The 12,396-nt window shown below is 63.7% G+C and carries 9 protein-coding genes and 2 tRNA genes; 9 read left to right on the top strand and 2 right to left on the bottom strand.

The window, feature by feature from the left end:
* Positions 1 to 57: 57 nt before the first annotated feature.
* Together AC1DXM_RS00665 and AC1DXM_RS00670 are read right to left on the bottom strand one after the other, a co-directional pair.
* The gene (locus AC1DXM_RS00665; protein ID WP_477231303.1) at positions 58 to 1,515 is read right to left on the bottom strand and encodes an NAD-dependent succinate-semialdehyde dehydrogenase; all 1,458 of its coding nucleotides are present in this window, start codon (positions 1,513 to 1,515) and stop codon (positions 58 to 60) included.
* Positions 1,516 to 1,709: 194 nt separating this feature from the next.
* Positions 1,710 to 2,660 carry an AEC family transporter gene (locus AC1DXM_RS00670; protein WP_477231304.1) on the bottom strand — a complete coding sequence of 317 codons (951 nt, stop codon included), beginning with the start codon at positions 2,658 to 2,660 and terminating at the stop codon, positions 1,710 to 1,712.
* Between the two features lie 110 nt (positions 2,661 to 2,770).
* On the opposite strand from AC1DXM_RS00670, the gene AC1DXM_RS00675 reads away from it, so the two are divergent.
* The 9 genes from AC1DXM_RS00675 to AC1DXM_RS00715 all read left to right on the top strand — a co-directional run bounded on the left by AC1DXM_RS00675 (position 2,771) and on the right by AC1DXM_RS00715 (position 12,392).
* Positions 2,771 to 5,785 carry a caspase family protein gene (locus tag AC1DXM_RS00675; RefSeq protein WP_477231305.1) on the top strand — a complete coding sequence of 1,005 codons (3,015 nt, stop codon included), beginning with the start codon at positions 2,771 to 2,773 and terminating at the stop codon, positions 5,783 to 5,785.
* A 102-nt stretch (positions 5,786 to 5,887) separates the two neighbouring features.
* Entirely contained in the window at positions 5,888 to 6,436 is a 549-nt protein-coding gene (locus AC1DXM_RS00680; protein WP_477231306.1) for a histidine phosphatase family protein, read from the top strand.
* A gap of 216 nt (positions 6,437 to 6,652) precedes the next feature.
* Positions 6,653 to 6,728: transfer RNA gene (locus AC1DXM_RS00685), tRNA-OTHER, on the top strand.
* Positions 6,729 to 6,730: 2 nt separating this feature from the next.
* Positions 6,731 to 6,806: transfer RNA gene (locus tag AC1DXM_RS00690), tRNA-Arg, on the top strand.
* A gap of 355 nt (positions 6,807 to 7,161) precedes the next feature.
* Positions 7,162 to 8,307: a slipin family protein gene (locus AC1DXM_RS00695; protein WP_477231307.1), complete on the top strand. Its 1,146-nt coding sequence runs from the start codon at positions 7,162 to 7,164 to the stop codon at positions 8,305 to 8,307.
* Between the two features lie 176 nt (positions 8,308 to 8,483).
* On the top strand, positions 8,484 to 8,765 hold the full coding sequence (locus AC1DXM_RS00700) for an acyl carrier protein (RefSeq protein WP_006335407.1): 282 nt from the start codon (positions 8,484 to 8,486) through the stop codon (positions 8,763 to 8,765).
* Positions 8,766 to 8,821: 56 nt separating this feature from the next.
* Entirely contained in the window at positions 8,822 to 10,012 is a 1,191-nt protein-coding gene (locus tag AC1DXM_RS00705) for a beta-ketoacyl-ACP synthase (RefSeq protein ID WP_477231308.1), read from the top strand.
* 42 nt (positions 10,013 to 10,054) lie between these two features.
* The gene (locus AC1DXM_RS00710) at positions 10,055 to 11,326 is read left to right on the top strand and encodes a beta-ketoacyl-ACP synthase (protein ID WP_477231309.1); all 1,272 of its coding nucleotides are present in this window, start codon (positions 10,055 to 10,057) and stop codon (positions 11,324 to 11,326) included.
* A gap of 37 nt (positions 11,327 to 11,363) precedes the next feature.
* Entirely contained in the window at positions 11,364 to 12,392 is a 1,029-nt protein-coding gene (locus AC1DXM_RS00715; protein WP_477231310.1) for a zinc-binding dehydrogenase, read from the top strand.
* Positions 12,393 to 12,396: the final 4 nt, after the last annotated feature.

Raw genomic sequence — 12,396 nt, forward strand, 5'->3', positions numbered from 1 at the left:
CCGGCTGAATGTCATCTGGCAAGGGCAGGCGCATGGCCTGCCCTGCCCGTCAGCGGTTTAGAGGCCGAGGCCGCCAATGCAGACATATTTGGTGTCAAGGTAATCCTCGATGCCCTGATGTCCGCCTTCCTTGCCGAGGCCCGATTCCTTGACACCGCCGAACGGCGCTTCCGGCGTGGTGATCAGGCCTTCATTGACGCCGACCATGCCGTATTTCAGCCCTTCCATGACCCGGAAGGCGCGGCCGAGATCGCCGGTGTAGAAATAGGCGGCGAGGCCGAACTCGGTGTCGTTGGCGAGCGCGATGGCCTCTTCCTCGGTCTCGAACTTGAACACCGGGGCGATCGGGCCAAATATCTCTTCCTTCATGAAGCGCATGTCAGGCTTGGCATTGGCGATGACGGTCGGCTGGAAGAACGAGCCGCCAAGCGCGTGGCGCTTGCCGCCGGCGACGACCTTGCCGCCCTTCGAGGTGGCGTCGGCGATGAATTCCTCGACCTTCTCGACCGCCTTCACGTCGATCAGCGGTCCCTGCTGCACGCCCTCTTCCAGGCCCGAGCCAACCTTCAGGCCATTGCTGGCTGCGACCAGCTTCTCGACAAACTTGTCGTAGATGCCGGCCTGCACGAGGAAGCGGTTGGTGCAAACGCAGGTCTGGCCGGAATTGCGGTACTTGGCGGTGATGGCACCGGCAACGGCACGGTCGAGATCGGCATCGTCGAAGACCAGGAACGGCGCGTTGCCGCCAAGTTCCATCGACACTTTCTTGACGGTGACGGACGACTTCTGGATCAGAAGCTTGCCGATCTCGGTCGAACCGGTGAACGTGATCTTCGATATCAGCGGGTTGGCGCAGATCTCGTCGCCGATTTCGGCAGCCGAGCCGGTCAGGATGTTGACGACGCCCTTGGGGAAGCCGACTTCCTCGGCCAGCGCACCCCAGGCAAGACCGGAATACGGTGTCTGCGAGGCCGGTTTGACCACGGTAGTGCAGCCGGCGGCAAGCGCAGGGCCGAGCTTGCGGGCAAGCATCGAGGACGGGAAATTCCACGGCGTGATCGCCGCGATGACGCCAACCGGCTCCTTGGTCACCAGGATGCGGCGATCGCCCCACGGCGACGGCACGACATCGCCATAGGTGCGGCGGCCTTCCTCGGCGAACCACATGATGTAGGCGGCGGCAGAGCCGATCTCGCCCTTGGATTCGGCCAGCGACTTGCCCTGCTCGATGGTGAGCAGTTCGGCCAGCACGTCCTGATTGTCCATCATCGCGTCATGCAGCTTGCGCAAGAGCTTCGAGCGTTCGAGCGCGGTGGTCTTGCGCCAGGTCTTGAAAGCCTCGGCGGCGGCTTCGATGGCGCGGCGGGTTTCCGCCTTGCCCGACTTCGGCACGGTGCCGATCTTGAGGCCGGTGGCCGGGTTGTTGACGTCGACCGTCTGGCCGCTGTCGGCCTGCACCCATTCGCCGTTGATGAGATTGGCCTGGCGCATGAAATGGCTGGTTTTCTGAAGCATGGTCTAGCCTCCGTTCGGCGCACTGACGGGCCGGTTTCTGGATCTCTTCGATGAGCGTGCGCAAAGGCTGCGGAGCCGGCACGCTGAAGCCACTGCTCTTAACCTAGGGCAAGCCCCGCAAGCAATCGCAAGATGGCATATAGGGGTTGGGCCAGAGCAAGACGAGAGCCGCAACAGGCAAATTGCCGTGTGGCCTAACCGAAGACGTGAACCACCACCGTCAGCCAGCAGGTCGTGGTGAGAACGGCACAGGCGGTGGCGATGGTCATCTGGTTCGACGCCAGCGCCTGGCCGGTGTTGAACTGCACGGCGATCAGGTAGGAATTGATGCCGGACGGCATCGCGGCCACCATCACCGCCACCTTGGCCGTCAAGGGCGGCAGGCCGAGCAACCAGACGAAGACAAGCACCAGCGCCGGCATCAGGAACAGTTTCAGCGCCGAAAGCACCAGCGCCGGCCTGACATTGCCCGAAATGCCGAAGCGGCGCAGGCTGAGCCCCATGGCGAACAGCGCCACCGGCGCCGCCGTAGCGGCCAGCGTATCGACCAGGCGCATGGCGACAGCAGGCAGCGGCGCGCCGGTGATGCGCCATGCGAGCCCCGCCAGAATGCCGATGATCAACGGATTCATGAACAGCCGCCTGAGGAAGCTGCGGACAACGCGCAAGGGATGCACGGGTTCGCCGCTGCCGCGGCCGAACACTTCGAACAGCACGATCGAGGCCATCAGCATGGTCGGCAGATGCACCGAGACCAGCAGAGACAGCACCTCGAAGCCATCCGTTCCGAATATGCCGAGGATAAAGGGCACGCCGAGCAGCACGACATTGGAAAACGCCGACGACACGCCGCCGACGACACCGGCGCGAGAATCCCTGCCGAAGACACGGGTGGTAACCAGATGGCCGGCGGCCCAGGTGATCGCGACGGCCGCAAAATAAGCGCCCCATAGCGACCATGGCGCAACACCATGGAAGTCGGACTTCACCATCGTCTGGAACAGCAGCAGCGGCATCGCCACGTTGATGGCGAATTCGGAGATGCCCTCACCGCTCGCTGGCCTGAGATAGCGTGTCCACCCGGCGACATATCCGAGCGCGACAAGGCTGAAGACGAAGAGGACGGTTTCGGTGAGCGGCGACATTTCCAGAGGGATAAGCGAGCCATGCTCGCGGCGCAATCGCGCCCGAATTTGATCATCGTCGGCTGGCAGGCTTATAGAGGGTTTGGATCATTGGGCGGACGACACGACAAATGGGCTTTGTCGGCACCTCGAAAGGCAATCGTGTCCGGCGGCTGACGGCTTTCGTCGCTGTGCTGCTTTGCCTTGCCGTATCGGTAGCTCAGGCGGCCGAGACCAAAAGTCTCAAGGGCGTGGCGCTGATCATCGGCCAGTCGAAATACGACCATATCGCCGCTCTTGCCAATCCGGCCAATGACGCCCGCGACATGGCCAAGATGCTGACCGACCTCGGCTTCGATGCCCGCAACGTCACCGATCGCGATGCCGCCAAGCTGAAGCGCGACCTGGAGCGGTTTACCGAGGATGCCGAAGGCGCAGACGTCGCCTTCATCTACTATTCCGGCCATGGCATCGAGGCCGGCGGCGAGAACTATCTGGTGCCGGTGGACGCCGACGTCTCCTCGCTGAAACATGCCGGTGAGGCGCTGGTGCCGATTTCGGCCGTCATGGACGAATTGAAGAAGACCGTGCCGGTGACGATTGTGCTGCTCGACGCCTGCCGCACCAATCCGTTTCCGGCCGACGCGGTCGTGCGCCGGGCGCCAACGGCTTCCGCCGAGCCCATCGGCGCCGGCGGGCTGGAACCGGTGCGCGGCGCCAAGGCGCTCGGCAATGCCTCGGTGGACGATGCGAGCCTCGGCACGGTGGTCGGCTTTGCCGCCGAACCGGGCCGCCCGGCGCTCGACGGCGACGCCGGCGAAAACAGCCCCTACGCGGCGGCGCTTCTGCGTCACCTCACGGCGATGAAGGGTACGGAATTCGGCTCGGTTATGCGCATGGTGACGGAAGAGGTCTATCTCGACACCAAGGCAAAGCAGCGCCCCTGGGTCAGCGAGAGCCTGCGCCGTCTCCTCTATTTCGGCGTCGCGCCGCCGGAGCCGACCGGCGATGATGGGCTGATCACTGGTGAGCGGCGGCAATTGCTGTTGACCATCTCCGACCTGCCCGATCCCAAGCGGGCGCAGGTGGAACTGGCCTCGCTGAAGGACGGCGTGCCGCTCGATGCGCTCTACGGCGTGCTCAAGGCGCTCGGCACGGAAAAGATCCCGGAGGACCCGAACGACCTGCAGAAGGTTCTGGACAGCCAGGCCGAGCGCCTGAAGAAGATGATGGCCGAGCGCGCGGCGCTGCGCACCGACGATCCCCAGATCAGCCGCCTGGTCGCGTCCGCCGACAAAGCCATCAACCAGGGTGCCATGGTGACAGCGCGCAAATTCCTCGATGACGCGGTCGGCCGGGTCGAGGAAAACAGCGGTGCGGTCGACGAGGCCGAAGATCTGGTCAGGCAAAAGCGCATCGCCGACGCCGCCATCTATGCCAAACGCGCCGACGCCGCCGCACTGGTCTTCGACTACAAATCCGCCGCCAACGACTATGCCAAAGCTTTCTCGCTGGTCGAGAAGTGGGACGAGAAGCTGCGCTGGAACTACAAGAACCAGGAGGCCGAGGCGCTGAACGCTTATGGCTACGCCACCGGCGACCTCGATGCCCTGCAACAATCCATCGAGGCCTATCATGTCATCCTGAACTTCATCCCCAACGGTGAACAGAACCGCGATTGGGCAATCACTCGCAACAACATGGCGGTCGTGCTGCAAACCATCGGCGAACGCGAAACCGAGACCGCGCATCTGGAAGAAGCGGCGCAGATCTTTCGCGATTCGCTTGTCGTCTTCGAGCGCGAGAAAGATGATCGCAACTGGGCCGCCGCGCAGAACAACCTGGCCAATGTGCTGCTGAAGATAGGGGAACGCGAAAGCGACCCCAAGCGCCTGAACGATGCGGTGGCAGCCATGCGCGCCACGCTGGAGAAGCGCCCGCGCGACAAGCTGCCTTTGGACTGGGCATCTTCGCAGAACAATCTTGGCCTCGCCCTCTATGCACTCTCCGAACGCGAACCCGCCGGCGAGCATCTGAAGCAGGCCGAAGCCGCTTACCGGCTGGCGCTCGAGGAGTACACACGTGCCAAAACGCCGGTGGAATGGGCGATGGTCGAGAACAATCTCGGCAACACGCTGGTCACGCTTGGCATCCAACTCAACGACAAGGCCAAGATCAATGAGGCGGCCGACGCTTTCCGCGCCGCGCTGGAAGTGCGAACCCGGGAAACCTTTCCGGTGTCCTGGGCCACCAGTCGCCTCAATCTCGGAAATGCGCTGAGCGGTGTCGCCCGCTTCGACATGGGCACGGCGACGCTCGAAGAAGCAGCTTCCGCCTATGACGACGCACTGACAGTGTTTACCCGCCAGCGCTTCCCGATGGACTGGGCGTCGGCGCAGAACAATCTTGGCTCGATCTACCAGACGCTGGGCCAGCGCACGCGTGATGCGGCCAAGCTGGAACAGTCGGTGGCAGCCTTCCAGGCGGCACGGCAGGTCTATGTCAGGCGGAAGTTCCCGCAGGACTGGGCCATGAGCTACTACAATCTCGGCAACACGCTGCAGCTACTGGGCGGCGTGACCGACAAGCCCGAGCACTATAGCGCTGCGGTCGACGCCTACGGCAATGCGCTGCGCGAGTACAAGCGCGAGACGAACCCGCGGCAATGGGCACTGGCCCAGGCCGGCCTGGGCTCGACGCTGCACTGGTTGAGCATGAGCAATGCCGATGCCAAGACCCTGCAGGATTCGATTGCGGCGCGGCGGGCAGCGCTCGAAATACTCACCATCGAGGCAGCACCGGTTGACTGGGCCAATGCTCAAAATGGCATCGGTATGAGCCTGCTCAATCTCGGCAATCTCCAGCGGACCGACAAATATCTCAACGACGCCGAAGCTGCATTCACGGCGACGCTGAAGGTGTTTACGCGTGAAACTCAGCCACTGCAGTGGGCCTTCGAACAGAACAATATCGGCGACGTCCACTGGAACCGCGCCAGCTACGGCGCGGGCAAGCCGGAATATCTCAAAGCGATCGAATTCTTCGAGAACGCCAAGCAGGGCTTTACTGAAGCCGGCTACACGATCCCCATCCCGCTCACCGACCAGAAGATCGATCTGGCGAAGAAGCAGATGGCGAAAAAGTGACGTTGCGGACGGAGCGTCCGCCTTTCGCTTGTCTTTGTGGCGGCTTTCCGATCCCTATATGCGAATGACCAGGGCCGACATCCGGCTCTCGGAAGGTTTCAGATGATTCGATTTGTGCTGGCGCTATTTCTGCTTGTTGTCCCGGCCGCGGCCCATGCGACAGATGCCGGCTGGGCGCTTTTGCGTGACGGCGGCCATGTCGTGCTGCTTCGCCACGCGCTGGTCACCGGCACCACCGACCCGGCCAAGTTCGACATCAACAACTGCGCCACGCAAGTCAATTTGTCGGCGCGTGGCAAGCAGCAGGCAAGCAAGATCGGCGCCTTGTTCGGCGCCCGTGCCGCGCCCATCGAGCGGGTGCTGTCCAGCCGCTACTGCCGCTGCCTCGACACCGCTCGCATCGCCTTCGAAGCCGAGCCGGAGCTTTTTGCACCGCTCGATCTCCTGAAGAGCGATCCGACCGAGAAGGCCGCGCAGCTCGACGCGGTCATGAAGGAGATCCGCGCCTATTCCGGCTCCGACAATCTGGTCATGGTCACCCATCTCGAAAACATCGTCGCGCTGACCGGTGTGTCGCCGCGCGAAGGCGAAGCGGTGGTGGTGGAGCCGCAAGGCGACGGCCTGCGCGTGCTCGGCCGCGTCACTTTCTGACAAGGCCGCCATCCCGCGCACTGTTGCCGAAATACCACCGCCGAAAGAAGCCGCAAATCCGCCGCCACAATGCCGCTTGCGACAACCCGTCGCAGGGTCTATAGGCGCGCTCCCGGTCACGAAAACCGAAGCGAGCACAACGGTTGGAGCTTTCGTCTCCGCCCGTGCAGGCGGCTTTGCTGCCCTGTATACGGCGCCGTTTTGGGGATTGGGATCGCGGATGTAGCTCAGTCTGGGAGAGCGCCGGATTTGGATCCGGAGGTCGCAGGTTCGAATCCTGCTGTCTGCACCACGGATAGCTCAGTTGGGTAGAGCATCAGATCGCGAATCTGACGGTCGAAGGTTCGAATCCTTCTCCATTGGCCTTCCAAGCCAAGCCACCCTGTCACGGTGTTATTCGGAAAATCGGTCCGGGACCGGAATGCTGAAGACCTCAAGGCGGCCGAAGCCCACGGGCCGAAGCCGTACAGAAAGGTCCGACGCCATGGGCTCGCGGCCAGGCCCGCGGTGACGATCAAGGCGCAGTGTCGCCGGCAAGGGAGGCCAAGGCCTCCGGCGCCCGCTTCGCTGCCCCGCGATCCGCTCCCGAAGGCCCGCCGCGATTTGATGCCACCGGTCCCCGGATCATTCGTGCCGGGAACGACGAAGTGAAACGAGAAACGAAAGGGAAGATCGACGCATGACGTGACGCCTCGCATGGGGCCATGCCCGACAGGAGTAAGACAATGACGACCATTCTCGACAAGGTTCTTGGACGCGAGCGCGTCCTCGTAAGGGAAAACGAACGTGCCCTCACCCTCTACAAGGGGGAGATCAAGGCTGTCCTGCTGCCGGGCGAGCATTCGCTCGTCAACCGGCGCGGCAACCTTGAAGTGTCCCGGCACGATCTGAAGAACCCGGAATTCGTTTCGGCGTACGAGAAGGCGTTGTTCGACAAGCTTCCGGATGTTGCCGCGCGTCATTTGACCGTGGTTCGCACCGGACGCACGGAGGTCGCCGTCATCGAGCGCGACGGCAATCTGCATGCTGCGCTAGCGCCGGACCGCAAGCTGGTGCTGTGGACGGATGCCGGGCCATGGAAGGTGACGCTGGTCGACACCGCAGTCGATCTTGCCATCGATCCGGCGCTGATGCGCCGGCTCGGTCAGGCCCGGAAGACGGAATTGATGTCCGTCCATCCGATCGTCGATGGCCAGGCCGGACTGCTGTTCGTCGACGGTGTGCTGGTGCGCACGCTCACTGCGGGCGTGCATGCGTTCTGGAATGTCGGGCGCATGGTGCAGGTGAAGGTCGTCGACCTCAAGCGCCAGTCGCTCGATGTCGCCGGGCAGGAAGTGCTGACCAAGGATCGCGTGACGATCCGCGTCAACATCGCCGCCGAATACCAGGTCGTCGACCCGGTCAAGGCGGTGAGCACGGTGAAGGACTTCTCCGAAGCCCTCTACCGCGCCCTGCAGTATGCCTTCCGCAAGACGCTTGGCGCGCTGACGCTCGACCAGATCCTTGAAAAGAAGGTGACGGTCGATGAGGAGGCGGCGGCCAAGGTCCGTGCCGATATGGCCGCGATCGGCGTCGAGGTCAGCGATATCGCGCTCAAGGATGTGATCCTGCCGGGCGAGATGCGCGACATCCTCAACCAGGTGGTTTCGGCCGAAAAGCAGGCCGAGGCCAACGTCATCCGCCGCCGCGAAGAGACGAACGCCACGCGTTCGCTCCTCAACACGGCCCGGGTGATGGCCGAAAACCCGGTGATGCTGCGGTTGAAGGAGCTTGAGGCTCTGGAAACCATCGCCGGCAAGGTCGAGCGGCTGACCGTCCACAACGGAACGGGCGGACTGCTCAACGACATCGTCAAGCTCCGCGAGAGCTGAGCTGACGTTGCGTCAATGGAAGGGCCGCCGGGTCAGCCGGCGGCTCTTCTTGCGTTTCTTGGGACCCCTCCCCATCTGCGCCCGGCGCATCAGGCCTTTTCCTGCCGGGAAAAACCGATTAGACAGCGCCCAAACCAGATGCGGACAGATTCCGCCCGCAACCGAAGGAAGAGCCCTTGTCCACCACGTTCGACAAAGTCGCCAAGATCATTGCCGACACCAGCGAGATCGATATCGACACCATCACCCCCGAGAGCCACACGATCGACGATCTCGGCATCGACAGCCTCGATTTCCTCGACATCGTCTTTGCCATCGACAAAGAGTTCGGCATCAAGGTGCCGCTGGAAAAGTGGACGCAGGAAGTCAATGACGGCAAGGCCTCGACCGACGATTACTTCGTCATGAAGAACCTGTGCGCCAAGATCGACGCGCTGGTCGCCGCCAAGAACGCCTGATATCGGGCAAGCGCGCGGCCTTGACGGGCTGCGCCGCCTGACCCACAAAGCCGCTCATGAGCAGCCCCCGCGACGTCGTCATCACTGGTATCGGCCTTGTCTCCTCGCTTGGAGAGGGTCCGGACGCCCACTGGCAGAAGCTGGCGCAGCCAGGCCTGCAGCCGGTGCTCGAAGCCGCGCGCTTTGCACCGTACACCGTGCATCCGCTGCCCGAGATCGACTGGAACCTGCAGATCGCCAAGCGCGGCGACCAGCGGCAGATGGAAACCTGGCAGCGGCTCGGCACCTATGCCGCCGGCCTGGCGCTGGACGATGCCGGCATCAAGGGCAATGACGAGCTCTGCACGACCATGGACATGGTTGTCGCCGCCGGCGGCGGCGAGCGCGACGAGGCCGTCGACGCCGCCATCCTTGCCGCTTCGGAAAGCCGCAACGACCGCGACGTGCTGCTGAACGAGAAGCTGACCACCGAATTGCGGCCGACCCTGTTTCTGGCGCAGCTTTCCAACTTGCTCGCCGGCAACATCTCCATCGTCCACAAGGTGACCGGATCGTCGAGGACCTTCATGGGCGAGGAAGGTGCCGGTGTCGCCGCTGTCGAGACGGCAGCCGCGCGTATCCGCTCGGGACAGTCGACGCATATTCTGGTCGGCGGCGCCTTCCAGACCGAACATTCCGACATGCTGCTCGGCTATGAACTGGCCGGCTATCTGCATCGCGGCCCGTGGAAGCCGGTCTGGCAAAGACAGGGTGCCGAGGGTGGCGGCCTGGTCTCCGGCTCCGGCGGCGCCTTCCTGGTGCTGGAACAGCGCGAACACGCGACAAGCCGTGGCCGCAAGATCTATGCCGAGCTCGGACCGGTCGTCTCCGGCCGCGCCCGGCGCTCGCGCGGTGAACTCGACGCCGAGATCGCGGCCTTGCTCAAACAGACAGCACTCCCGAACGGTAAGCTGCTTACCATGTCCGGCGCTTCCGGCGCGCATACGGCAACATCAGCCGAGAAGGCAGCGCTCGATGCCAATCCGGCGATATCGGCGCGCGGTTTCGCGACGCTGACCGGGCATATGAAGGAAGCGCAGTTTCCGTTCGCTGTGGCGCTCGCCGCACTGGCTGTCGACCGCAAGGCCGCCTACCCCGTTTTCGACGCCGCGACCGAGAAGCCGTTCGAAGGCATTCCGCAAACCGTGCTTGCAACGGCGATCGGCTATCACCAATTCGAGGGCATGGCGCTGGTCAACGCTGCTTGAAGCAGTGCTGCGCGATCATGCTGCAAAGTTAAGAGGTTCCGGATGGCCAATCTCAGAGATCACATGGGCAGGCCGATCGTCGCCGTCACCGGCATCGGCGTGGTGACCTCGCTCGGCGTCGGCAAGGCAGACAATTGGGCGGCGCTGACCTCCGGCAAATCGGGCATCCACCCGATCACTCGCTTTCCGGTCGACCACCTCAACACCCGCATCTCCGGCATGGTCGACTTCCTGGATTCGAGCTCTAAGGGCGCCAGCCTGCTGACTTACGAGTTGGCCGAGACCGCGGCGAATGAGGCCGTGGCCGAATCCGGCCTCGATTCCTCTGATTTCGGCGGGCCGCTCTTCCTTGCCTCACCGCCGGTCGAGCTCGACTGGCACGATCGCTTCTCGCTCTACAATTCCGACGACAAGGACGCCGGCGCCGAGAGGCTGCTCAGGGTGGCGCGCGGGTTGAAGGAATTGGACATATTCGAAACCACGCAGTTCGGCTCGATCGCCGACCGGCTGGCTGACCGGTTTGGCACGCGCGGCCTGCCGATCACGCTGTCGACCGCCTGCGCATCGGGCGCCACGGCCATCCAGCTCGGCGTCGAGGCAATCCGCCGCGGCGAATGCGACCGGGCGCTGTCGATCGGCGCCGACGGCTCGGCCACCGCCGAGGCGTTGATCCGCTTTTCGCTGCTGTCGGCGCTGTCGACCCACAACGACATCCCGGAAAAGGCCTCAAAACCCTTCTCCAAGGATCGCGACGGATTTGTGCTGGCCGAAGGCTCCGGCGCGCTGGTGCTGGAATCGCTTGAGGCTGCCCTTGCCCGTGGCGCCAGCGTTCTCGGCATCCTGCGCGGCTGCGGCGAAAAAGCCGACGATTTCCACCGCACCCGCTCCAAGCCCGACGGTTCGCCGGCGATTGCGGCGGTACGCGCCGCTCTGGCCGACGCCGGTTTGAGCGAGGACGAGATCGACTATGTCAACGCCCACGGCACCTCGACGCCGGAGAACGACAAGATGGAGCACCTGTCTTTGTCGACCGTGTTCGGCGAGCGGATCGGCTCGATGCCGATCTCGTCCAACAAGTCGATGATCGGTCACACGCTGTCGGCCGCGGGCGCCGTGGAAGCGGCATTTTCGCTGATGACCATGCGCGAAAGCGTCATTCCGCCGACCATCAACTACGACAATCCCGACCCGGCGATCGTGCTCGACGTGGTCCCGAACAAGAAGCGCAATGCCGAAGTCGGCACGGTTTTGTCGAACTCCTTCGGCTTTGGCGGCCAGAACACCTGCCTTGTCATGGCGCGGGAACCGGTCTAAGCGAGCGCTTTCCGCTCAAACAGAACCGACAGGCCTTATGCGCGCACTGCAACTTATCGAGGACCGCCGTCTTGAAACGGTGGACCTGCCGCCCCCGCCGCCCCCCGCACTGGGCGAGGTCACGCTGCGCATCAAGGCGGTGGCGCTGAACCATATCGACGTCTGGGGCTGGCGCGGCATGGCCTTTGCCAAGCGCAAGCTGCCGCTGGTCGTCGGCGCCGAAGCCTCCGGTGAGGTCGAGGCCGTCGGTCCCGGCGTTTCCAGCCTGCTGCCCGGCCAATTGGTGTCGATCTACGGCGCCCGCACCTGCGGTCTCTGCCGTGCCTGCCGCGAAGGCCGCGACAATCTCTGCGAACATGTTTCGGGCGTGCACGGCTTCCACCTCGACGGCTTCGCGCAGGAGAAGATCAACCTGCCGGCGCGTCTGCTGGTCCCTGCCCCGCCCGGCGTGACCGATATCGGCGCGGCTGTCGCGCCCGTCACCTTCGGCACGGTCGAGCACATGCTGTTCGACAACGCAAAGCTGCAGCCCGGCGAGACCATCCTGATCCATGCCGGCGGCTCCGGCATCGGCTCGGCGGCGATCCAGCTGGCCAAGCGCATGGGTTGCACCATCATCACCACGGTCGGCTCGAACGACAAGATCGACAAGGCCAAAGCACTCGGCGCCGACCATGTCATCAACTACCGTGACGAACGTTTCGAAGGCGTCGTGCGCAAGCTGACCAAAAAGAAAGGCGTCGACGTCGTCTTCGAACATGTCGGCGCCGACACCTTTGCCGCCTCGATGCTGTGCCTGAAGCGCGGCGGCCGCCTGGTCACCTGCGGTTCGACCTCGGGCGTGTCGACGCAGATCAATCTGATGCAGCTCTTCCAGCAGCAGCTGAAGCTGCTCGGTTCATTCGGCTGCCGCATGGAAAACATGGCCAATGCCATGCAGAAGATGGCGGCGGGTCAGGTCGCCCCGGTCATCGACACCGAAGTCGACTTCGATGGCATCGACGCCGCGCTGAAGCGCATGGAAGGCCGCGACGTGTTCGGCAAGATCATCCTGCGCGTTTCCTAGGCCA

It is taken from the genome of Mesorhizobium sp. P3_A2, assembly GCF_056403115.1.

Coding starts and splice junctions, on each gene's coding strand:
- AC1DXM_RS00665 (WP_477231303.1), bottom strand. CDS start 1,515: ATGCTTCAGAAAACCAGCCATTTCATGCGCCAGGCCAATCTCATCAAC.
- AC1DXM_RS00670 (WP_477231304.1), bottom strand. CDS start 2,660: ATGTCGCCGCTCACCGAAACCGTCCTCTTCGTCTTCAGCCTTGTCGCG.
- AC1DXM_RS00675 (WP_477231305.1), top strand. CDS start 2,771: ATGGGCTTTGTCGGCACCTCGAAAGGCAATCGTGTCCGGCGGCTGACG.
- AC1DXM_RS00680 (WP_477231306.1), top strand. CDS start 5,888: ATGATTCGATTTGTGCTGGCGCTATTTCTGCTTGTTGTCCCGGCCGCG.
- AC1DXM_RS00695 (WP_477231307.1), top strand. CDS start 7,162: ATGACGACCATTCTCGACAAGGTTCTTGGACGCGAGCGCGTCCTCGTA.
- AC1DXM_RS00705 (WP_477231308.1), top strand. CDS start 8,822: ATGAGCAGCCCCCGCGACGTCGTCATCACTGGTATCGGCCTTGTCTCC.
- AC1DXM_RS00710 (WP_477231309.1), top strand. CDS start 10,055: ATGGCCAATCTCAGAGATCACATGGGCAGGCCGATCGTCGCCGTCACC.
- AC1DXM_RS00715 (WP_477231310.1), top strand. CDS start 11,364: ATGCGCGCACTGCAACTTATCGAGGACCGCCGTCTTGAAACGGTGGAC.